General features: G+C 58.8%; 22 protein-coding genes and 3 pseudogenes. 11 read left to right on the forward strand and 14 right to left on the reverse strand.

The window, feature by feature from the left end; translation table 11 throughout:
- Positions 1 to 81 precede the first annotated feature (81 nt).
- The 3 genes from C5L13_RS09900 (at position 82) to C5L13_RS09910 (ending at position 2,179) form a co-directional block, all read left to right on the forward strand.
- Complete coding sequence (locus tag C5L13_RS09900; RefSeq protein ID WP_105383090.1) at positions 82 to 624, forward strand: RNA polymerase sigma factor; 543 nt, start codon at positions 82 to 84, stop codon at positions 622 to 624.
- Positions 621 to 1,391, forward strand: coding sequence for an anti-sigma factor family protein (locus tag C5L13_RS09905; protein WP_105383091.1), 771 nt, complete (start codon positions 621 to 623; stop codon positions 1,389 to 1,391). The genes C5L13_RS09900 and C5L13_RS09905 overlap by 4 nt, the downstream gene beginning before the upstream one ends.
- A 71-nt stretch (positions 1,392 to 1,462) precedes the next feature.
- The gene (locus C5L13_RS09910) at positions 1,463 to 2,179 is read left to right on the forward strand and encodes a DUF6065 family protein (protein WP_105383092.1); all 717 of its coding nucleotides are present in this window, start codon (positions 1,463 to 1,465) and stop codon (positions 2,177 to 2,179) included.
- 305 nt (positions 2,180 to 2,484) lie between these two features.
- On the opposite strand, the gene C5L13_RS29135 is transcribed toward C5L13_RS09910, so the two are convergent.
- Positions 2,485 to 2,871 (reverse strand): hypothetical protein, encoded by a 387-nt coding sequence (locus C5L13_RS29135; RefSeq protein WP_205836823.1) that lies wholly within the window; start codon positions 2,869 to 2,871, stop codon positions 2,485 to 2,487.
- Positions 2,872 to 3,021: 150 nt separating this feature from the next.
- Here C5L13_RS29135 and C5L13_RS09920 point away from each other — a divergent pair, with 150 nt between their 5' ends.
- Positions 3,022 to 3,240 carry a hypothetical protein gene (locus tag C5L13_RS09920; protein ID WP_158693428.1) on the forward strand — a complete coding sequence of 73 codons (219 nt, stop codon included), beginning with the start codon at positions 3,022 to 3,024 and terminating at the stop codon, positions 3,238 to 3,240.
- A 101-nt stretch (positions 3,241 to 3,341) separates the two neighbouring features.
- Positions 3,342 to 3,632 carry a Rap1a/Tai family immunity protein gene (locus C5L13_RS09925; protein ID WP_158693429.1) on the forward strand — a complete coding sequence of 97 codons (291 nt, stop codon included), beginning with the start codon at positions 3,342 to 3,344 and terminating at the stop codon, positions 3,630 to 3,632.
- A gap of 469 nt (positions 3,633 to 4,101) precedes the next feature.
- On the opposite strand, the gene C5L13_RS09930 is transcribed toward C5L13_RS09925, so the two are convergent.
- From C5L13_RS09930 to C5L13_RS09960, 5 genes are all read right to left on the reverse strand, one after another.
- On the reverse strand, positions 4,102 to 4,464 hold the full coding sequence (locus C5L13_RS09930) for a hypothetical protein (RefSeq protein ID WP_105383160.1): 363 nt from the start codon (positions 4,462 to 4,464) through the stop codon (positions 4,102 to 4,104).
- A gap of 841 nt (positions 4,465 to 5,305) precedes the next feature.
- Positions 5,306 to 5,524 (reverse strand): DUF982 domain-containing protein, encoded by a 219-nt coding sequence (locus C5L13_RS09945; RefSeq protein WP_105383095.1) that lies wholly within the window; start codon positions 5,522 to 5,524, stop codon positions 5,306 to 5,308.
- Between the two features lie 208 nt (positions 5,525 to 5,732).
- Complete coding sequence (locus C5L13_RS09950; RefSeq protein WP_105383096.1) at positions 5,733 to 6,047, reverse strand: hypothetical protein; 315 nt, start codon at positions 6,045 to 6,047, stop codon at positions 5,733 to 5,735.
- An 81-nt stretch (positions 6,048 to 6,128) separates the two neighbouring features.
- A complete protein-coding gene (locus C5L13_RS09955; RefSeq protein WP_105383097.1) occupies positions 6,129 to 6,803 on the reverse strand; it encodes an RraA family protein in 675 nt (224 codons plus the stop codon).
- Positions 6,804 to 6,830: 27 nt separating this feature from the next.
- Positions 6,831 to 7,844, reverse strand: coding sequence for a hydroxyacid dehydrogenase (locus C5L13_RS09960; protein ID WP_245571190.1), 1,014 nt, complete (start codon positions 7,842 to 7,844; stop codon positions 6,831 to 6,833).
- 134 nt (positions 7,845 to 7,978) lie between these two features.
- Between C5L13_RS09960 and C5L13_RS09965 the strand changes: the two genes are divergently transcribed.
- From C5L13_RS09965 to C5L13_RS09985, 5 genes are all read left to right on the forward strand, one after another.
- Positions 7,979 to 8,677 carry an IclR family transcriptional regulator gene (locus C5L13_RS09965; protein ID WP_105383098.1) on the forward strand — a complete coding sequence of 233 codons (699 nt, stop codon included), beginning with the start codon at positions 7,979 to 7,981 and terminating at the stop codon, positions 8,675 to 8,677.
- 41 nt (positions 8,678 to 8,718) lie between these two features.
- Complete coding sequence (locus C5L13_RS09970; RefSeq protein WP_105383099.1) at positions 8,719 to 9,678, forward strand: tripartite tricarboxylate transporter substrate binding protein; 960 nt, start codon at positions 8,719 to 8,721, stop codon at positions 9,676 to 9,678.
- Positions 9,678 to 10,136, forward strand: coding sequence for a tripartite tricarboxylate transporter TctB family protein (locus tag C5L13_RS09975; protein WP_105383100.1), 459 nt, complete (start codon positions 9,678 to 9,680; stop codon positions 10,134 to 10,136). Before C5L13_RS09970 ends, C5L13_RS09975 begins: the two co-directional genes overlap by 1 nt.
- Positions 10,137 to 10,157: 21 nt before the next feature.
- Positions 10,158 to 11,666 (forward strand): tripartite tricarboxylate transporter permease, encoded by a 1,509-nt coding sequence (locus tag C5L13_RS09980; protein WP_105383101.1) that lies wholly within the window; start codon positions 10,158 to 10,160, stop codon positions 11,664 to 11,666.
- 72 nt (positions 11,667 to 11,738) lie between these two features.
- Entirely contained in the window at positions 11,739 to 12,932 is a 1,194-nt protein-coding gene (locus tag C5L13_RS09985) for an alpha-hydroxy acid oxidase (RefSeq protein ID WP_105383102.1), read from the forward strand.
- Between the two features lie 437 nt (positions 12,933 to 13,369).
- Here the strand turns inward: C5L13_RS09985 and C5L13_RS29595 are convergent.
- The 7 genes and pseudogenes from C5L13_RS29595 to C5L13_RS10020 all read right to left on the reverse strand — a co-directional run bounded on the left by C5L13_RS29595 (position 13,370) and on the right by C5L13_RS10020 (position 20,091).
- Positions 13,370 to 14,531: pseudogene (locus tag C5L13_RS29595) on the reverse strand (CaiB/BaiF CoA transferase family protein).
- Positions 14,429 to 15,352 carry a branched-chain amino acid ABC transporter permease gene (locus C5L13_RS09995; protein WP_245571206.1) on the reverse strand — a complete coding sequence of 308 codons (924 nt, stop codon included), beginning with the start codon at positions 15,350 to 15,352 and terminating at the stop codon, positions 14,429 to 14,431. Before C5L13_RS09995 ends, C5L13_RS29595 begins: the two are co-directional and overlap by 103 nt.
- Positions 15,353 to 15,411: 59 nt before the next feature.
- A pseudogene (locus C5L13_RS10000) lies at positions 15,412 to 16,299 on the reverse strand (branched-chain amino acid ABC transporter permease).
- 3 nt (positions 16,300 to 16,302) lie between these two features.
- The gene (locus C5L13_RS10005) at positions 16,303 to 17,049 is read right to left on the reverse strand and encodes an ABC transporter ATP-binding protein (RefSeq protein ID WP_170117233.1); all 747 of its coding nucleotides are present in this window, start codon (positions 17,047 to 17,049) and stop codon (positions 16,303 to 16,305) included.
- Positions 17,042 to 17,794: an ABC transporter ATP-binding protein gene (locus C5L13_RS10010; RefSeq protein ID WP_105383162.1), complete on the reverse strand. Its 753-nt coding sequence runs from the start codon at positions 17,792 to 17,794 to the stop codon at positions 17,042 to 17,044. Before C5L13_RS10010 ends, C5L13_RS10005 begins: the two co-directional genes overlap by 8 nt.
- 92 nt (positions 17,795 to 17,886) lie before the next feature.
- Positions 17,887 to 19,094 (reverse strand): annotated as a pseudogene (locus C5L13_RS10015) (ABC transporter substrate-binding protein).
- A 52-nt stretch (positions 19,095 to 19,146) separates the two neighbouring features.
- Entirely contained in the window at positions 19,147 to 20,091 is a 945-nt protein-coding gene (locus tag C5L13_RS10020; protein ID WP_105383105.1) for an alpha/beta fold hydrolase, read from the reverse strand.
- Positions 20,092 to 20,223: 132 nt separating this feature from the next.
- On the opposite strand from C5L13_RS10020, the gene C5L13_RS10025 reads away from it, so the two are divergent.
- Positions 20,224 to 20,703, forward strand: a complete 480-nt coding sequence (locus C5L13_RS10025) for a MarR family winged helix-turn-helix transcriptional regulator (RefSeq protein ID WP_245571192.1) — start codon at positions 20,224 to 20,226, stop codon at positions 20,701 to 20,703.
- A 17-nt stretch (positions 20,704 to 20,720) separates the two neighbouring features.
- On the opposite strand, the gene C5L13_RS29545 is transcribed toward C5L13_RS10025, so the two are convergent.
- Positions 20,721 to 20,999: a beta/alpha barrel domain-containing protein gene (locus C5L13_RS29545; protein ID WP_158693430.1), complete on the reverse strand. Its 279-nt coding sequence runs from the start codon at positions 20,997 to 20,999 to the stop codon at positions 20,721 to 20,723.
- Positions 21,000 to 21,900: the final 901 nt, after the last annotated feature.

The raw sequence follows: 21,900 nt of genomic DNA on the forward strand, positions 1-21,900 counted from the left end.
CCTGAAAAGGAACTGCGAGAATGTTACCCTGAGTAGACGTTTTGCTCGACAGAATATTCCATGTCGTGGCAGACAGGCGGTATGACGAACGAAGCCTCCACTGTGCCCCAAAGGTTGGTGGCCTTCCTGCCCAACCTCCGACGATTTGCGATCTCGCTCTGCCATTCGCGAGAACTCGCCGACGATCTGGTGCAAGCTGCCTGCGAGCGGGCTATTCTCGCCGCCGACAGCTTCGTGCCCGACACGAGGTTCGATGCGTGGATGTTCCGTATTCTTCGCAATCTTTGGATCGACCATTTGCGCCGCGTCCGAACTGCCGGCCCGCAGGAGGACCTGGACGCGGCACGCGATGTTGCCATCCCCTCGGGGGAGACCGCCTCGCATGCCCGCATGGAGCTTCTTGAAGTGTCGGTGGCGCTACAAAGCCTTCCCCACGAGCAGCGTGAAGTGCTGGTGCTGGTTTGCGTTGAAGAGCTGAGCTACCGCGATACCGCGGAGGTACTGTCCATCCCGATCGGCACTGTCATGAGCAGGCTTGCGCGTGCGCGCAAGAATCTTTCCGAGCTGACAGGAATAAGCATGGGGCAGAAACGTTCGTCGGATACGAAAGGCGGCGTTGCATGAGCAGGGAATATTTTGACGACGAGACGCTGATGGCCTTCGCCGACGGCGAACTCGACGCGGCAACGAGTAGCCGCATCGAGAAGGCATTGGAGGAAGACGAGACGCTGGCGGAACGGGTGGCCGGCTTTTCCAATAGCCGTATGGCTGTTGCATCGGCAATGAAGCCGCTGATCGGAGAACCTGTGCCGGCGGCGTTGATGGCCTCTGTTCGCCGCATGGCGGAAGAGGCGGAGCGAGGCGCCAAGGTCACCCACAAGTCCGGGCACCCGCATGACAACGTCGTTCCGTTACGCTCTCGCCAACTTCGTCCCACGCGGGCTCCGCATCCTCCTTGGCTGATGCCGGCTGCAGCTTCTATTCTCGCCGCTGTCGCCGGTATTGGCGGTTTTCTGCTCGGGCGCGGCCTCACCCCTGACCCGGCATTCGATGCGACGATTGCCGCCGCCCTTGACCGACAACCCTCGGGCCGTGACGTTCCGCTCGGGTCCTCGGCCGAGACGCTTCATATCGTTTCCAGCTTTCAGGATGGCAAAGGCGGATTATGCCGCGAGTACGAACTGAGACGGCGGCAGGAAAATACGGTAACCGTTGCCTGCCGACAGGGGGAGACCTGGGTGCCGCGGCTCGCCTTGACGGTTCCGCGCACTGAGGATTACGTTCCCGCTTCCGCACAGGAAACCATTGATGCTTACCTTGCCTCGATACAGGCCGGCGCGCCCCTTTCCGCCGAGCAGGAACAAAGGTTACTTCCAAAACGGGATGACTGATTTTTTCAAGGTGCGGGAATAAGCGTGGACCGGCACCGTTCTTCCTGCAACGTTTTGCGAGGAGAATAATCATGGCGCTTTCCTTCCTGAGCAAGTCGCAACCGCGAATGACCTTTCTCTGCCGCAAGGAGGATGAGGCAGTAATCCCGGCTCCGGTGCGCGCCAAGACAGCGCTGCCTGATTGGTTCCGCAAGCTGCCGCCAGTGACCGAAACCCGCGTATCGCCTGGCGATAATGGCCTGACAGTCAAGCGCTGCATGCCGTTTCTCGATGCCATGGCGACTGGCTGGGTGATCGGTCTTGCCGCCACGGTCCGTATGGAAATCCTGGACAACGGAAAGACCGTCAACTGCGGCTGGGACTTCGACCGCACCATGGTCAGCAATCACGCCAACCACCAGGTCGCCGGAAATCCGCGCGATCCCATGCCACCGTGCAAGTTCCACAACTACTGGACCATCGTTACGCCGCCGGGTTGGAGCTGCCTGTTCGTGCCGCCGCTGAACCGCCGAAACGGCGTTTTCGAGGTCGTCGCCGGCGTCGTGGATACGGATACCTATCGATCCGAGATCCACTTCCCGTTTTTTGCAACCGGCGAAGACGGACTGCATGTGCTGGAACGCGGCACACCAATCGTCCAAGTCATTCCCTTCCGTCGCGACACGACGGACCTGGCCGCAGATATCCGGTCCGAAAGCGGAGACGAAGCGGTCGTCCGCAAGACGATCCTGCGACAGACTACCGCTTCGGACGGATGGTATCGGAAATTTGCCCGCGCCCAGCGCTGAAGCACGTCTGACCCTATCAGCATCTCTTTGCTCCGGACACGCTCCGGACGAAGGCGCGCGCCTTAGCGATTTATATAAGCCATTGAATTTATTTTATTATGACGGGAATAACAGACGTTCGCAGACGTTTCTCCTAGGCAGTCACCAAGACTGCGGCAAACTAGGAGAAACACGATGAAAAAAGTCATTGCCGTACTCAGCACGTTCCTCGCGACAGCCGTTTCGGCGCCTGCCCCGGCCATTGCGGACGATCCCGTGAGCCGCTTCCTCGACAGGTCGATGGGGAGCAGCAAGGTTAGCTACAGTCAATCGCGTCGCGACCGTGACGACGATCGCGGATCACGGTCCAACTCGAACTCCAACAGCTCGTCGAACTCTTCGAACAACTCCAGCTCGAACAGCAACTCGAACTCCTCGAACAATTCGAGTTCGAACAGTTCATCCAATTCGTCGAGCAATTCCAGCTCCAACTCGTCGTCGAATTCGTCCAGCAACTCAAGTTCGAATTCGTCCTCCAACTCCTCGGACGACGATGATTGAGTTATCGGGCAAAACCATGCTTCGCCGTCGATATGGCGGCGAAGCATCGCCCGATATTCCGGCCCTGGACGGAGGTCGTTTTTACTGCCTTGGCGAAAGATCTTTAAAGTGGCTGCGCTACAAGGCTGAACGGATCTAAGGTAAAGCGGCAAGATTCCGTTTTCTGGCACTGCTCAACGCTGGAAAATACTCGCTGGCGGCCCTTTCGGTCGGACATGACGCGGTCGCGGAATCCTAGAGCGTGTTACGCCTGCGTTATACCGCCAGCAAGATCGAATTAACTGGCGCGATAGGTAATGTTTATGCCGATGAAAATTGAAATGACCACGAGAGAAGCGAAGTTCCTGTTCTTGCCGCTTTCAGCTTTCGCTGTAACAGCAGTTTCTTGGCTTGTGGGAGTTTACAGCCTGTATTGGTTTATCAGTCTCGTCGTGCTTTGGGTCGGCTTCCGTTTTTTTATCCGCAACTGCGTTGCCATCACCGATCGAAATGAAAATGGGGAAGGACCTGGCCCAGGATGACTGCAAAGTACCAATTTCGCGCGACTTTTTTTGCTGCGCTGTTGTCGGTAGCCCCAGCTATCAGTGCAGCTCTCGCCGGCGCTCAGGCGCGTGATTGGATAATGAATGGGGCAGAGCTGATCGAGGCGCTGGAAGGCAGATCAGGCGATGGAGTTCCAAAAGGTGAGCGCGACCGCATCCTGTCGGGCGCTCGCGCCAACGCCTACGTCGCCGGGGCAGCAGACGCGACGAGCGGTACGCGATGGTGCGGGGCCGGGGCAGTCCTGCCCCACGAGCTTGCGGATCGCGTCTATACCTATCTTCGCACCCTTGCGCCAGAACGTCTGAAAGGGAGCGCATCATCGCTGGTGGTCGAAGGATTGTCCGAGGCCTTTCCGTGTCGCGCCGATTGATATCCATGCATAGAGCGAGGGCCCTAGATGGAGATTATGACTCGCGCAGCCCTTTTTCAGCCCCTGGAATTCACCCGGAACTCGTAGAGCAACTCCGCCAGTTCGTGGGCAAATGAGCGCCCGAGCCGATCGCAGACTGCCTAGCAGCGCCATCGCGGTAGCAGCCCTTCACTTTGAGGGAAGCACTTCCCGCGGGACGCGAGTGCCACACCATGGCTGACCGCAGTGGTGAAAGCTCTCCAGGCCCCTATCCCATGCATGCGTGCAAGGGCCCCCGAAGCAAACGAGCCCGAAGACTGCGGGTGAAACTGCGCCCGTTCACCTGGCCTGGATAAGTTTTGAGCATAGCCGCACTCCATCGATGTAGGTTCTACTACGAGACGCTGGTGGCTCGACTTCAAGCCTTGTCAGTGGCAGCCATGATGTTTTTTGGCGCCTAACATCCGGGTGTGCCCCCTCTTGTCGCAGCTTACGTCACCACGGGTTCACGCACATCGTCCAGAAGGAAATGCACGACGACGTTCTTTTTGATGGGCTGCTTTACCGGGTCGTCAGCCCCACCTTGTGTTCCGCCGTCTGCCGGGTGCCACTGGTGATAGAGCGGATTGTTGACAATCATGGTGATGGCCTTGCCGGCAAACCTGCCTCCAAGCCGGAACCGTGCGTCTGCAAGCGGCCATATACGCTCATAGTCCTGTTGCAATAACCGAACTTTCAGCGCTTGTCGTCGGGTTGCCGTATTGGTTGAGCCGTCTGCCCCCGGCGTATGGGGAATTTCCAGCGTCACTTCCTCTGCACCATCCAGAATGAAGTTGAACTCGTCGGGCCACATCCGCTTCATGAAACGCTCCTCCAAGCTGGTCCATCAGACACACCCACTGTAGCTCGTTCGAGGCTGGACGCAACGCAAATGCTGTCGCCGACCGAAAGCTATCCCAGCAACACGATCTTTCCGCAAAGCGACCCTTCAGCGGGATCTGCAGGCGGTGACCCGCGCCAGGTGGATATGTGCCACTTCCCATTTAATTTCGAGAATTCCGATTAAACGATATCAGGTCGGAGAGCGGGAAAGGTCGGGGTCAAGCCGCAAGGGCAAGTTTGGCCCGTTTGAGCCGACCATCAATAACCGCTGCTCTAACCTGAAGGACCCGGTGAGCGCCGAACGGCGTCCAGCGCATCTGACCCTTCTTGCTCATGCGGGCATTTACGAGGCTGTCAGTAAGCACTTGCGACGGTCCGATAGCTGGCTGACGCAACAATGAACGGCAGCACTCTCGAAGCCTGGTTTTGAAGCGAGAAAGGGCCTTATGTGATACGGCGGATGATGTCGATGACTACCCTAGTTTCCGTTCTGGAGGCTGTCGCGAGCAGGTGGTTTTCCGCCAACTCAACGATTGCGGACGCCACCTCTTGTTCACCCCAGCCGGCTGCCACTGCGCGATCGACAATGCTTTGAAACACTTCCCGAAGGCTTTCCTGACAGTGGGGGTAACGGTCGGGATGATCAGCGGAGACAACGGGTCGAGAAATGGTGCTCATCGGCCCAGGATGGCGTGGAACGAGCGATTCGGGAATCCGCTCCCTGTTACGTCTTTCGAGGTAGGAATGCCGTGACTCGGGACTCGCAGCGACACATCCCGCGACCTCCACTTTTCGAGAAGTAGCATAGGAAATTAATTCTGGGAGAGACGCACCGCTGCCAGGAATGTTTCGCGGGCAACGTCGGGGGAAACTCGTCCATCCATGGCGGCCGTAAGGGCGCTTTCAGCCGCAGAACGTTGATCTTTGGTGAGATTTCTTTGATGAACTCGCAAAAACGATTGTGCCTGATGCGGTGTAAAAATTAGATGATCGCCGACAACCGCCGGCTCGTCCCAAACATGACCTGCCATCACGCGCCTTTCCGTTAAGAACTAAAAAAGCTAATGTGAAAACGCGAAGTTGCAAGTACCTCATTCGGCTGTGGCATAGCTGAAGCGGGGCACCCCATCATTCGTCTTGGAACAGTGCTAGCCGCCATTGACTTCCATGCCGAGTTTTCGAGCAGCATCGACAAACGCCGCCCGTCCTTCACTTGCTGGCCTAGCACGCCGAAGGACGTCAACAAAGTGCATTTCTCGCAGTGATCGCGGTCGGGCTATCTGTGTCAGACCATGGTTCAAGTACCATCAAAGCGTCTGCCGTTGTCGCGACGGTTATTGAGGTGCCGTCCAGTTCAGGAAATGGCTGCGGAACATTGTGAGCGTTTGGGTTGCCACTCTTGATGACGTTGGTGAGAGAGTTGACCGTTATGCCGCGCATTGCAAAATCCGGATCAGTCCAGGGAAGCTGGTCGAGCCCGCGCGAAGCGTTGAAATGCAAGTTGTCGCGCGCATGCCAGGCACGGTGGAAGCCTTGATCCTTGCCGACAGCCAATGGTCCCAATAATAGCGGTGGCACGAACTGCCCTCGCGAGCTGACGTCCCGAATGAATTCGCCACGCCAGCGCTCCTGACATTAATCAGCTATCTCGCATCCCAGTTTCGCAAGCGTCGCATCGACCCACCCGCGGTCGTTCTTTCCGGCGTGGATGTCTTCCATCTGCTTGGTTTCCGACTGATGCTTCTTGCTGGCTGCGGCGAATACACTCTCGGCGTCGCCGATCGCCACTGAAACCAACCCGTCCGCGTCGCCGCAGATCAGATCACCAGGGTTGATGACCATGCCGTTGATGGCGATAGGTACGTTCACTTCGCCCGGACCGTCTTTATACGGTCCTCGATGCGTTACACCACATGCGAAAACTGGGAACGAACCGGCATTGATTTCGGCGCTATCACGTATCGCACCGTAGATAACAATTCCGCCCAGTCCGCGTTGTTTGGCGTGGGCGACCATCAACTCGCCAATCAGAGAATTTGTCAGGTCACCGCCAGCATCGACAACGACGATATCGCCAGGTTCGGCGATGTCGAGCGCCTTGTGGACCATCAGGTTGTCACCGGGGCGCGTTTTAACAGTGATCGCTGCGCCGGTCATAGTGCCACCCGTGTAATAGGGCCGTAAGGCGGTCCCCCCTGCGACGGTGCGGGCCATGACATCGCTGACGTTGGCAACCGGAAGTTTTCTAAAGGCCTCGGCCCACCGATCCTCGACTTTTCTCTCCCGCTTCAAAACCCGAAATCCGACCACGTGTTTTCTTCCTTTCGTTCGGCTGTTTTAGTTCTGGACAAGGTCCTGGTTGGCGAGCGCGCGCTGTTCGTAACCCTTCCCGCCCAAGACACCGAGGATGTGATTGACGCTCTGAACCGCCATGTTTCGCAGCGCAGAACGACTAGCTCCCCCGACGTGAGGGCTTGCAATCAGGTTGGGCAGCGTCCAAAGCGGGCTATCCTTGGCAGGCGGTTCGTCCTCGAAGCTATCCAGGGCGGCCCCTGCAATGACATGTTCCCGGAGAGCAACGATAAGTGCCGCTTCATCTACAACCGCCCCTCGCGCAGTATTCACCAGGAAAGCGGTCGGCTTCATGAGCCTCAGCCGCGTCTCGTTGATGAGATGGCGTGTCTGCGGCATCAGCGGGCAATGCAGGCTGACCACATCCGCTGCGCGAACGACGTCGTCCAAATCACGGCTCACCGGGATATCGGCTACCCCCGACGCAATCGGGTCATAGGCGATCACTTTCATCCCCAGCCCTTTCGCCAGGGCTGAGGCGCGCTGTCCGATCTCACCGAAACCGATCACTGCGAAGACGGCTCCAGCGAGATCACGTCCGACATATTTCGTTTTGGGCCATTCGCCGCTCTTGACCGCAGCGTTTAAGACCGTGACGTCCTTCATGAGAGCCACGGTATGGGCAATCGCCAACTCTGCGACGGATTGCGCGTTGGCGGCAAGGGCACGCAGCACAGGCACCCTTCGGGCGGTTGCGGCCAAGAGGTCGATGTTGTCGACGCCGCTGCCATGCTTGGCGATGACCTTGAGAGCCGTGGATGCGTTGACGACGGAGGCGTTGATCTGCCCCTGTCGAACGAGAATCGCCTCAACGGTGTTTTCGCGAGCAAGTTTTGCCAAGTCCTCAGACGTGGCGTAGGCGGGTGCATAGATAGCTTCGACATCTGCTTCGGCGAGAATGTCACGAGCCTCCTGAACCAGTTCCGCGCCGGTGATCATCACCTTGAGGCGGCCGCTTGAACGAGCGGGTGCAGTACCGTTGGTGTCGATTTCGTTCACGAATTCATCCTCCGAAAAACACGCTGAACAGGCAGAACCGAGCGCCTGTTGACGAAATCCATTTATCGCGTATTGTACCAAATGAAAAGGTGTTGTACCTAGTACAACATACTTCATCTTTTTGGGAGGACTTCATGCCTGGGAATTCCGCTGGCGTCGCCGCAGTCGAGCGCGCCGCATCGTTGTTGGAAGCGTTCACCGACCGTGACTTCACGTTGTCGCTTGGCGAGCTTGCGCGCCGTGTCGAGCTGGACAAAGCCACGGTGCTTCGGATCGCACGGTCACTGGCAAAGTACGGACTGCTTATCCGCAATGAAGACGCGAGCTGGCGTCTCGGCCCCAAGCTCATGAAGCTTGGAAATATCTATCAATCGACATTTCGAGCATCGGACATCATTGAACCTCTGCTGGCCGATCTAGTGGCGCAGACTGGCGAAAGCGCCGCGGTCTACGTTCGTGAGGGACAAGAACGCCTCTGCCTTTTCCGGCATGATTCGCACCAGTCGATCCGGCACTCTGCGCGCGTCGGAGACACGTTGCCGTTGGATCGTGGTGCACCGGGACGCGTGATCCTTGCTTACAGTGAGCGCTCTGGCACGATTTACGATGAGATCCGCGCGGCTGGTTACCACGCCACATTCGGAGAACGCGACCCTCAGGTTGCAAGCGTTGCCGTCCCGGTTTTCCGAGATGGCCGCAACCTCTTTGGCTCGCTGGCGCTGACGGGACCACCCGCTCGTTTCACCGAGGAAGCAATCAAACGAAATCTCGAAATTCTCATGGCGGCCGCGAGAAGGCTCTCCAGCGCGATGGGTGGAGAACCCGGGACATAAACGCGGGGCCGGGCCTGCATATCTCCAATGGAGGATTGGACATGAAGCATACCAAGATGAAGACGGCTCTTGCCATGACCGCTTTGGCGGCAACCGCGTCTTACGCGCACGCCGAATGGCCTAACGATCGACCAATCCAGATGATCGTGGCATTCGCCCCCGGCGGCAGCACCGACGTCATGGCCCGTGCTCTCGAACCTTTCCTGGAAAAGGAGCTCGGGGCCGATATCGTCATCGAAAACCGTCCTGGTGCATCAGGAGAGATTGCCTACACGGCACTGGCGAAAGCGAAACCCGACGGCTACACCTTCTCGTACATCAACACGCCCGGCTACCTCTCCATGCAGGTGCAGCGAAAGCTTGGTTACGATCCCAAGTCGATCAAGCCTATTGCCCGCATTGTTGATGATCCGAGCGCGATCGTCGTACCGGCCAACTCGCCGATCAAAACCGTAAAGGATTTCGTCGAGGCTGCAAAAGCCAAACCGGGAACCATTTCCTTCGCTTCTTCGGGCGTCGGGACGGACGACCATCTTGCCATCATCCTGCTTGGCGCGGCCACAGGAACGACCTTCACGCACATTCCCTTCAGCGGCGCAGGTGAAACCCGAACCGCTATTCTTGGCTCGCAGGTTTCCGGAGGCGGCCTGAACATCAGCGAGTTTGCAGGCAATGACACATCTGGGCTTCGTATGGTCGCTCATTTTGGCTCAGAACGCTCCCCACAGCTTCCTGACGTCCCGACGGCAAAGGAGCAGGGATTCGAAGTCGAGATGACTTCTGAACGGGGCATTGCTGCTCCGCGCGACGTCTCGGACAAGATTACGCAGAAGTTTTCCGATGCCATGAAGAAGGTCATCGACAATCCCGAATTCCAGAAACAGGCCAAGCAGCTCGCTTTGCCGCTCGCCTACCTTTCTGGACCGGAATGGGAGAAGCAGATGCCAACCCGTCTTGAGCGCTTCCAGAAAATCTGGAACGAAACTCCCTGGGTGCAGTGATGGCAGGCTCCTCCAATCTGAAACGGGATTATCCCGACATCTTGGCGGGAGCGGTAATGATCGGCTTGGGAGCGCTTGGCCTTTGGGCCGGGCGCGACCTCCGCTTCGGTACCGGCGCGGCAATGGGGCCTGGCTTTCTCCCCGACGTCCTCTGCGGCATGCTGATCGCCATCGGTGGCTACGTCCTGCTCAAGGCGTTTGCGAAGCCCAGTGAGGCGATCGGCGAAAGCAACATTAAACCGCTCGTCATCTTGGTGGTCGCGATTGCTGGCTTTGCGTTTTTGGCTGAAGGCTTCGGGTTTGTGGTCTCGACGATCTGGCTCCTGGTGATCGGAAGCCTGGCGGACCAGGATTCGCGCTGGAAGGAGATCGCAATCTCCGCCCTGCTGCTTACCGTCTTCGGCGCGTTCGTCTTCATCTACGGTCTCGGCGTCCAGATGCCGATGCTGCCGTTCTGATCCGCGCAGAGAGGAATAGATATGGCATTCTTCGATGTCCTGATGCTCGGCTTCTCCGAAGCTCTTACGCCCACCAATCTACTATTCTGTTTCATCGGTGCGTTGCTGGGAACTCTGATTGGAGTCCTGCCAGGCATTGGACCAACCGCGACGGTTGCCATCCTTCTGCCGGTGACGTTCTTTCTCCCACCGCTTGGTGCGCTCATCATGCTGGCCGGGATATTCTATGGCGCGCAGTATGGTGGCTCGACGACTGCTATCCTCGTCAACTTGCCTGGGGAGGCCTCTGCAGTCGTCACTGCGATCGATGGATACCAGATGGCACGCAAGGGTCGAGCCGGAGCCGCCTTAGCGATAGCAGCGCTCGGTTCGTTTTTCGCAGGCACGGTTGCAACAATTGGCCTGGCGATTGCGGGTCCGACGTTGTCCTCGTTTGCGTTGTCCTTCGGACCGGCAGAATATGTGTCACTTTGCATCTTCGGCCTGCTTGCCGCGACAATCCTGGCGCATGGCTCTGTGGTGAAGGCCATCGGCATGGTCTGCCTCGGCCTCGTGCTCGGCATGGTCGGTATCGACGTCAACAGCGGTTCAACCCGCCTCACCTTCGGTTCAACCGAACTCTACGACGGTATCGACTTTGTCGTCATCGCGGTCGGCTTGTTTGGTGTCGCGGAAATCGCCAGCAACCTGGAATTTAAGGAAGCGCGAGGTGTTCTGCAGAGCACCATCGGCCGCCTATGGCCTACACGGCAGGAGTTCAAGGAGAGCTGGGCAGCCGTTCTGCGAGGAACCGCTGTCGGAACGATCTTGGGAGTGCTTCCCGGTGGCGGTGCTACACTCAGCGCCTTCAGCGCTTACTCCGTCGAAAAGAAGCTCTCGAAGACCCCTGAAAAGTTCGGTCATGGGGCGATCGCCGGTGTTGCCGGGCCCGAGGCCGCCAACAATGCCGGGGCTCAGTCTTCCTTTATTCCCTTGCTCACACTCGGCATTCCATCCAACTCCATTATGGCGATGATGCTCGGCGCGATGACAATCCACGGCATCACGCCAGGCCCGTCGGTTATTCAAAATCAGCCGGAGCTGTTTTGGGGCCTCGTCGCGTCGATGTGGCTTGGCAACGCGATGCTCTTGGTGATCAACCTGCCGCTCATAGGCATCTGGGTTCGCCTGCTCAAGGTGCCTTATCGCCTGCTGTTTCCTGCCATCCTGCTGTTCTGCTGCATTGGTGTCTACAGCGTCAACAATCGCGGCTTCGACGTTGCTCTTGTTATCCTGTTCGGAGTTCTGGGATACATTCTTCGAAAGGCAAAATGTGAAGCAGGGCCGCTCCTTCTCGGTTTCGTGCTTGGACCACTTCTCGAAACCAACCTAAGGCGTGCACTGCTCCTGTCGCAAGGCGACCCTCTGGTATTCGTGGAGAGACCAATCAGTGCAGCTCTGCTGCTGGTGACTGCGGGAATGATGCTGACCCTAATTCTTCCCACCATACGTCGGGGGCGAAAGGAAGCCTTCGAAGCGAGCGAGGACTAAGGGTCAAAAGGAAATGCGTCGCAGTTTTCCTGCGACGCCGGGACAACGATTACCCGCTCGGGATTCCAAAGCATGACATTTAGAAGCGCAAAGACAGACAACTGGCCTCGATCCCTGCAGTCGATACTTTCTCTCGATGATTTCGAGGTCAGGGCGCGCCGGCATCTCCCGAAACCTCTTTACGGATATATTGCGGGTGCCAGCGAGACCAATGCGTCGTTGCGAAGAAATGAACAGGCCTTTCAAGCCTACTCGTTCCGGCCGCGCGTTTTGCAAGATGTCTCCAAACGGAGCACGGAAACCACGCTGTTTGGCCTTACCTATGCTGCTCCGTTCGGTATTGCACCGATGGGGATAAGCGCGCTGATGGCCTACCGGGGCGACATTGTACTTGCCACGGGTGCGGAACGGTCAGGGATTCCAATGATCATGAGCGGATCCTCGCTTATCCGGCTCGAGGATGTTGTCGCAGCAGCACCTCGAACTTGGTTTCAGGCCTATTTGCCGGGCGAACCCGAGAAGATCGACGCGCTCGTCGACCGTGTCTCGGTAGCCGGATATAACACGCTGGTCCTCACCGTAGACACTGCTACTCTGGCTAACCGAGAAAACAATATCAGGTCTGGCTTCTCGACTCCGTTGCGCCCCAGCTTCCGTCTGGCCTGGCAAGGGATCTCCCATCCGCGATGGACGATTGGCACCTTTCTTCGAACGTTTGCCCGGCATGGCATACCACATTTCGAAAACTCCTACGCGACTAGGGGCGCCCCAATCATCGCCTCGAATGTGATGCGGGATTTCGGCAGAAAAGATCATCTCAATTGGAGCCACCTGCGGAGGATTCGCGATCGATGGAAGGGAAATCTCATCGTCAAAGGAATTCTTCATGCGGATGATGCAGTCCGGGCGGAGGAAATGGGGGCGGACGGCGTGATCGTTTCAAACCATGGCGGCCGCCAGCTTGATGGAGCCATCGCGCCGCTGGACGCGCTGCCGGGTATCGTTGAAAGATTGAGTGACCGCGTCCCGATCATGATCGATGGTGGAATTCGGCGTGGTACGGACATCATCAAAGCGCTGGCTCTGGGGGCGCAGTTCGTTTTTGTCGGACGCCCTTTTCTTTATGCGGCGTCGGTTGCCGGGTTCCCTGGCGTTACCAAGACCGCAGAGATCCTGAAGGCAGAACTCCACCGGAACATGGCGCTGCTTGGTGTCAACTCGGTCGGAGAAATCTCCAGTGCGCGCATTATTCAGAAAACGGGGTAAGGTGCCAAAAATAAACTCGGCCCTGTCACCGAGGCTGAATGACAACTTATGGTTGATGAACCCTTTGCATCGAAGGGAATCGAACCGACGGCCCCCTGGACAGCCGGAATGACCTGCTACGCACGATTGAAGCGCAACCATTTCGCGTGTTGCAGGGAAACCTTGTTCAGCCTAGGGCTGCGGTGAGCGGAACCGAGCGCACGCTGCTCATTTGTCGCACCCGATCCGTGAGGATGACAAACAAGTTCTGCGATGAAGCTTGGATCATCAGCGTGGCCGTTCCACCTCCTTCGACGGACGAAGCGGAGAACCGAGGGCTCCGAGGACTTCGGCGTTGTGTTCTCCGATGCCGGGCGGGTCCGATCTCTTTGGCAAACGCGTGCTGTGCATGGAGATGGGCCGGCCTGGGAGGCGGAGCATCTGACCGTTGTCGGCTCTTATGCCCATGAGACCGTCGGAGGCTTGGAGATGCGATCGTCTAGCAGTTCGAATGGCCGCTGCACCGGCGCGAAAGGCAATCCGATCCGCTTGAGTCGGCTGGCGCATTCCGATAGCGGGATGGCGCGCACGAGTTCGGAGAAGGCCGCACGGATTTCGTCACGGTGTCGGACGCGGTCCGCGTTGGTCCGGAAGCGGTCGTCGTTTGCCCAGTCGTCTCTTCCGAACGCGCGGCATAACGACTGCCACTGGCCGTCGCTGACGACGCCGATGAAGACCTGGTGGTCATCGCTGGTCAGGAACAGGTCGTAGACGGGCCACGGGCGAGGCGTTTCAGACCACGGTCTGGCGGGTTTTCCCGACAGGGCTTCGGTGGCGATGGACTGCGCCACTAGGAAGGCGTTGGTCTCGTAAAGGCCCGAGGTCACTTCCTGACCGAAACCCATGACGACACGTTCCTGCAGCGCGGCGAAGATCGCGATGACTCCGAACATGGCACCCATGATGTCGTTCACGGACGCGCCGGCACGTATTGGCTTGCCGGGCAGGCCCGACAGGTAGGCAAGTCCCCCCATCATCTGCACGACCTCGTCGAGGGCGGTCCGGTTTTCGTACGGGCCGGGAAGGAAGCCTTTCAGCGAGCAGTAAACGAGGCGGGATTGTCTGCTTTCAGGCTGACGTAATCGAGTCCATTCGACGCCATCATGCCGGGCCTGAAGTTCTCGATCAGGATGTCGCTCGACGCGATCAGCTTCTTGACCGCCGCCTGCCCGGCCGCGCTGCCGACGTCGAGAGCAACGCTCTTCTTGTTCCGGTTGAACGTGGGGAAGAACCCCATTCCCATCTCCGGGAGGTCGCGGGTCTTATCGCCCTTGAGCGGTTCTTCACGACCTCAGCGCCCAGGTGTGCCAGGATCAGGCCGCAGCACGGTCCCATGATCATCTGGGAGAATTCGACAACGCTGTAGCCGTTCAGCGGGAGCTTGTTCATGGCGGATTTCCAGTAAGGTGTTTCGGTGGCGCGGGCAGGCCGTGAAGCCCGCATGCCCGCACGTCGATTTAGAGCGGCCGGCGCAAAACCTTGGCGATCAGTCCAACGATACCTTCGCGGAACAGGAGCACGCTGATCACGAAGATGCAGCCCTGGATCACCGTAACCCATGCACCGAGCGAGGCGAGGTAGTTCTGCATCGTCACGATGACCGCAGCGCCGACGACCGGACCGAATACGGTCCCCATTCCGCCGATCAGCGTCATGAGCACCGCTTCGCAGGACATCGACCAGTGGACGTCGGTGAGCGATGCAAGCTGGAAGACGATTGTCTTCGTCGCCCCCGCGAGGCCTGCGAGCGTCGCCGACAGGACAAAGACGATGAGCTTGTAGTGGTTGACCCGGTAGCCGAGCGAAACCGCACGCGCCTCGTTCTCCCGGATAGCCTTCAGGATCTGGCCGAAAGGCGAATGAATGATCCGGTAGATCGCAAGCAGGCCGCCTAGACTGATGGCCAGCACGACGAAGTAGAGCGAGAAATCTGAGCGGAGGCTGAACAGTCCGAACAGGTCGCCACGCGGCACGTTCTGGATGCCGTCCTCGCCGCCCGTGAACGGAAACTGCACAGCGCCAAAGAAGACCATCTGCGCGAAGGCGAGCGTCACCATGGCGAAGTAGATTCCTTGCCGCCGGATCGCGAGCGAGCCGATGGCGAGGCCCAGCACCGTGGCCGACAGCGTACCGAGGAGGATCGCGACCTCCGGCGTCGTTTCCCAGACCTTGGCGACATGCGCCGCCACATAGGCAGAGCCGCCGAAGTAAGCCGCATGGCCGAAGGACATCAGCCCGCCGAAGCCTAGCAGCAGGTTCAAGGCGCGTGCGAACAAGGCGAAACACATCACCTTCATCAGGAACACCGGGTAGACGAGGAAGGGCGCGATCAGCGAGAGCAGGATCAGCAGGAGAAAGATCAAGCGGTGCGTCACCGGCATCGTGCCGCCCGCATGGCTGACGGAAAGGGGGCCATTGGTGGTCTCGACGGCGATCGTCATCAGGCAGTCCTCCCGAACAATCCGGCGGGTTTAACGAGCAGCACGATCGCCATGATGACGAAGATCACCATCGCCGAACCCTCGGGATAGAAGACACGCGTCAGGCCTTCGACGAGGCCGAGGCCGAATCCCGTGACGATCGAACCGAGGATCGAGCCCATCCCGCCGATGACGACGACCGCAAACACCACGATGATGATGTCGGCGCCCATATTCGGATTGACGGAATAGATCGGTGCGGCGAGCACTCCGGCGAAGGCGGCGAGCGCCACACCGAAGCCGTAGGTCAGAGTGATCAAGCGCGGCACGTTTATGCCGAACGCCCCGACCAGCGTCGGGTTCTCGGTGGCGGCGCTCAGATAGGCGCCGAGCCTGGTCTTCTCGATCACGAACCAGGTAGTGAAGCAGGTGATCAACGAGGCGATGACCACCCAGCCGCGATAGTTCGGCAGGAACATGAAGCCGAGATTTTGGCCGCCCGAGAGTTCCGCCGGGATTTTGTACGGCAGGCCCGATATGCCGTAATAGTTGCGCGCCACCCCTTACATGATCAACGCGAGACCGAAGGTCAGCAGCAGGCCGTAGAGATGGTCGAGATGGTCGAGCCGCGAGATCAGCACGCGCTCGAGGATTATTCCGAAGATGCCGACCGTCACGGGTGCAAACAGCGGCGCCCACCAATAAGATACGCCGAGATAGTTCAAGAGCATCCAGGAGGCCAGCGCTCCGAGCATGTACTGCGCGCCATGCGCGAAGTTGATGATGTTGAGCAGGCCGAAGATGATGGCCAGCCCCAGCGACAGCATAGCGTAGAACGCGCCGTTGATCATGCCCAGCAGAAGCTGGCCGAACAGCGCCTGGGCTGAAATTCCTATGAGCTCGAACATGTCTCAGACTCCCAGATAGGCGTGCAGCTTGCCAAGGTTGCCTTCAACGTCGCTGTTCTCGATCATGTCGATGGTCTTGCCCTGTTCGACGATGTAGTGGCGGTCTGCCACTGACGACGCGAAATGAAAGTTCTGCTCCACCAGCACGATCGTAAATCCTTGCCGCTTGAGTTGTGCGATCGTGCGGCCGATCTGCTGGACGATGACCGGGGCAAGCCCCTCGGTCGGCTCGTCCAGGAGAAGCAGGTCGGCTCCCGTCCGCAGGATCCGGCCGATGGCGAGCATCTGCTGCTCCCCGCCCGAAAGCTTGGTTCCCTGGCTCGAAAGCCGTTCCTTGAGGTTCGGAAACAGCGCGAAGATCTGGTCGACCGACAGGCTGCCGGCCTGCACTTTGGGCGGCAGCATCAGGTTCTCCCGGACCGACAGGGAGGAGAAGATGCCGCGCTCCTCGGGACAGAGAGCGATGCCCGCCCGCGCAATCCAGCGGGCCGGAAGATGCATGAGTTCCTTGCCGTCGAAGACGACCGAGCCCTTGCGCTTGGACAGGATTCCCATGATCGATTTCAGGGTCGTCGTCTTCCCGGCGCCGTTGCGCCCGAGAAGGGTAACGACCTCGCCCCGCCGCACATCGACGTCGATGCCGTGCAGGACGTGGCTCTCGCCATACCAGGCCTCGAGGCCACGCACGGCAAGCAGCGGGGCCGAAGGTTCTGCCGATTTGCAAGCAGTGATCAGCGGTTCTTCAGCCATGTCCGGATCCGATATAGGCTTCGACGACGCGCGGGTCCTTGGAAACGATCGCATAATCGCCTTCCGCCAGGACCTTGCCACGCGCCAGGACGGTGATGGTGTTCGAAAGCGAAGCGACGACGGAGAGGTTGTGTTCGACCATCAGGATCGTGCGGTTCGCCGAGATGCGCTTGATCAGGGCCGATATGCGTTCGATATCGGCCTGGGCCATGCCGGCCATCGGTTCGTCCAGCAGCAGCATTTCAGGATCGAGTGCCAGCGTCGTGGCTATCTCCAATGCACGCTTGCGCCCGTAGGACAGTTCGCTCGCTTCGGTATTGGCGAATTCCGACAGACCGACTTCGTCCAGCAGCGAATGCGCCGCGTCGTTGTATTGGAAGACGACCTTCTGGGAGCGCCAGAAGTCGAAGCTGGTACCGCGCTTGCGCTGCAGGGCAACGCGCACGTTCTCCGCCGCGGTCAAATGCGGAAAAACTGCGGAAATCTGGAATGAGCGGACCAGCCCAAGGCGCGCAATATCGGCAGGCGCAAGCGAAGTAATGTCCTTCCCGGCAAAGGTAATGGTGCCCTTGGTCGGCCGCAGGAATTTGGTCAGGAGGTTAAAGCAGGTTGTCTTGCCTGCGCCATTCGGGCCGATCAGGGCGTGGATCTGGCCTCGGCGGATCTTGAGGTTCACGCCGTCGACCGCCACGAAATCCTTGAATTCCTTGGTCAGGTTCGCGGCTGCTAGGATCACGTCATTCATTGGTACGATCTCGGCTCCGCACTGGTCATTTTCGGATGCCTCGCGCGGCCGGTGGGCCGACATGGAGGCATCCGAACGCCTTGGGAGGCTGATTATTTTTTCACGAGCGGGCAGGTTGACTTGTCGAGCGGCCAGACCGTGTCTGCCGCGGGGATCTTCGAGACGATCTCGAAATAGTCCCACTCGCCCTTCGACGCCGTCGGGTCCTTCACGCGGGCGAGATACATGTCGCGCAACACGCGACCGTCCTCGTGGACGCGTGCGTCGTGTGTGAACGCGTCGTTGATGGGCAGTTCCCGGATAGCGGCGGTGACTTTGTCGGCATCGTCGGTCCCGGCCTTTTCGACCGCCTTGAGATAATGCAGCACGGAGCCGTACACTCCCGCATGGAGCATTGACGGCATCATTCCCGTGCGGCTCTTGAACTTCTCGGACCACGCACGCGACTGGTCGTCGATGCCCCAGTAGGACGCGGTGGTCAGATATGTGCCTTTCGCCAAGTCCAGTCCGAGGCTGTGAACGTCCTGGAGGAAGAGAATGAGGGCCGCCAGGCTCTGCCCCTGTTCGACGATGCCTAACTCTCCGGCTTGCTTGATGGCGTTTACCGTGTCAGCTCCGGCATTGGCGATGCCGATGACCTTCGCTCCCGAACTCTGGGCCTGCAGCAGGAAGGACGAGAAGTCAGGCTCCGAGCGGGTGACGGACTTCGCCTAAAACCTTGCCGCCGTTTGCCTTGACGACGTCGCCCGCGTCTTTCGCGAGCTGATGGCCAAAGGCGTAATCGGATGCCAGCATGAACCAGGACGTGCCCCCGGCCTTGACGACGGCGGACACCGTACCGTGCGAGACGCTGTACGTGTCGTAGGTCCAGTGGAAGCCGTACGGAGAGCATTGATCGTTCGTGAGCGCTGTCGTGCCGGCACCGGAGAAGAGCACGATCCGCTTCTTTTCACGTGTCAGGTTCTGGATCGCGAGCGCGACCGCCGAATTCGGGACGTCAGCAATCGCGTCCACCTTCTCTGCGTCGAGCCACTTGCGGGCGATCGACGCGCCAATATCCGCCTTGTGCTGAATGGTCGGCCGAGATGATCTGGACCGGTTTGCCGAGGACGGTGCTGCCGAATTCCTCGACGGCCATCTCGGTGGCCACGACCGAACCCTTGCCAGTGATGTCGGCCGTTACTCCGGCCATGTCCGTGAGAACGCCGATTTTGACGACGTCGTCACTGATTTGGGCATGAGCCGGCAACACAGAGGCTGCAGTTGCAAGCGCTCCTGCAATGATGATCTTGTAGGGCATAAAGTCCTCCTCCCAGGACGTGAAAACTCAGTTCGACAGGTATCTGATCCCTTCAGAGCCCGTTTTTCTTAAGCCAGCGAATGACCTGCTCCGCGACGTCGGCGTTATTGTTCTCGATCATCGGCATGTGCCCATTCCCGACGATTCCCTGATCGGGGAGCCAGATGAAGTCTGCCCCGACATAGCGGGCCGTCGCTTCGTCCATCTCGCGCGGGTGGCGCGGGTCGCAGTCGCCGGTGAATATCGCCTTGGGGATCCGTGCAATGTTCGCGGGATCCGAAATGTGAAGCCCGCGGCCGCCGATATTGAACCTCTCGTTGAAGAGGCGGGCGCTCTCGGGGACGATCGAAAGGCGATACTGAACGAAGGCTTCACGTGGAAAACGCGGCGCGTTCGCCCAGTAGCTCCTCATGAACTCCTCATCGACGACGACGGGTTCGTGCTCCGGAAGCATGACGGGGCATCCCAGCGACTCGTCGTTACTCAACGCCTTGATGGCTTCCGGGTCTTCAGGCAGCACGCGAAGGATATTCGCCGGCGCGCCTGGAGCTATTCCCACGATGGCGGCAACAGAATCCGGAGCCTGCTCTGCGATCCACCATGCCATGGGTCCAGATGCCGAATGCGCCATAACAACCGCAGGCCCTACCGAGCGGATCAAGGCAAGAATCGCGGAGGCCATCTCGTGCGTAGACAGCGTCGCGAGATCATTGCGGACCGGAGATCGCCCATGTCCGGGCCAGTCGACGACGAACACATCGTATCCCGCTCGTGCGAAGATCTGCGCCCACCCCTCCCGTCCGTCAGGCGTGCCGAGATAGCAGGATCCAGTGTGGCAACCGCCGTGCATCATGACAACAGGGGTAGAAGGAGAAAATGAAGTCGGACAGACCCGGTCCACATAGATGATGCATTCGGGCGTGCCGGAATAGAACGGTGCACCCCGCCGCAGCGTGGTCTCACCGTCATCCGGCGCCGCCAGCGCCGTGACAGACATTTCTGATTTTCCCCCCGGAAGACTGGCTAAACCCATTCTTCACCGTTCAGAATATGTTATCAGGCAATGAGCGTATTGGCAACAAAAAAGTCTCATATGAGACTAAATGAATCCTTGAGGAGCATCGCCGCCGTGAAGGAACAGGACGGACTCAAGCACATTCTCGACGGGACCGCGATCCCGACGGCCTACAAGATCGGTTATGTACTCAACTTCTTCAGGGAGCCGTCGTTCCGGGCCATCGAGGCGGAACTGGGACTGACCCGGCCCGAAATCGTCCTGCTGATCGCCCTCAATTTCCGCGAAGGGATCACCGCCGCGGAATTCTGCGAGTTCTCCGGTCATCTGAAGGCAGGCGTCAGCAGAGCCGTCATCCAGCTGGAAAAGAAAGGCTGCATCACCCGGTCGCCCGACCCGTCGGATAACCGTCGCCAGCGCCTTCACCTCACCGAAAATGGGAAGGCTCTTTACGAGAGCTACATTCCGCGCCTGCAGCTCAGAGAACAGGCGATGCTCTCATGCCTGAGCAAGCCTGAACGCGCCCAGTTGAACAAGCTCCTGCAGAAGCTCGCCGACCACGTGCCGCGCTGGTCCTCTGCTTCTGAGCTTTGACGGGACGCGGGGACTGCCTAGCCTGAGGGGTCGGCGCTCATTCCGATTGGCCACCCGGCGTCGGTGAGTTGACCGCTCAACTTCATTTCCAGCTTATCCTTCAACCATCCCGCCACCTCGGCCAGGGCCGCATGATGCAAGCCGGTGGGGATGCCCTCGCGGTTAAGAAGATAGTCCAGATCTTCGGTGGCGATGTTTCCTGTCGCGCGTAGGGCGAAGGGACAGCCGCCAAGACCGCCGATGGAACTGTCGAGGACGGTCGCGCCGAGCGCTATCAAAACCGGAAGCAATTGCAATTGAAGGTCTCAAATGAGACCATTTTCACAGCTAGTTATCTGTGCTGCTTCCAGCCCGCGCCGCGCTCGCAAAGCGCCACGAACGATCACGATCTTCGCGCAGGTTGGCAAGATCGACTAGAAAAAATGTTCAGTCTTTCCAGAGGATGGCTCCACCGGCGAAAGCCACGTTCGGGATTGCCGGGAGCTTGCCCAAGCCCTTGTCACGTCGATGTCACGCGGCTTTGGCGAACGAATGCAGTAAGGCTGAACGGAACAGTATCAAAATCAAACATTTATCGGTGATCCAGTTAGATGGTCAAGTTGTACATTTCTCTCGCATTCTCACTTTTGGTCGCAGGGGCTTCATTTGTAACCGCCTTGAGCCAATCACCGCCTCAAGGCCACGCCCTTGGTATAGAGAGATAACCCAACTGACGTGGTGCTCAGGCATTCGCCTGCTTGAGCGCGCCTGTCGCTCTGCCGCTTAGACTTAAATCATCGGCTTTGCGAGTTACTGGTCCTAAATTTCGTTGCCGGCTGATATCAACGATGTCGCCATAAGTATTTGACGCTTGGCAGCACCGGTTGTGTTTTGTTCCGGTGTAAGGAAGGTGGGGGGCATGCCCGTTACGTCGGACTTTGTCCGCGAGTTGTTCGCTGCTGCCAATCAGATCGAGGTGGTGTGAACATCCGAGAGTAGGAGACTTATCGAAAGCCGCATCGACGATCAAGGATCAGCGAGAACGGCTAGCAGCCGTCGGCAGCGTCCTTCCATTGACACAGGATATCACCGCGGATTTGCCGAAATTTCTGAGACATTTCGACGAGGCGCCACCCCAGCTTGTTGCCGCAACATTGATGAAGTGCGCAGACGAAATCCTTCGTCTCGGGCGATTGCTCGGCAATCATGCCCGCTGAA

The organism is Neorhizobium alkalisoli, assembly GCF_002968635.1.
GTDB classification, from domain to species: Bacteria; Pseudomonadota; Alphaproteobacteria; order Rhizobiales; family Rhizobiaceae; genus Neorhizobium; species Neorhizobium alkalisoli.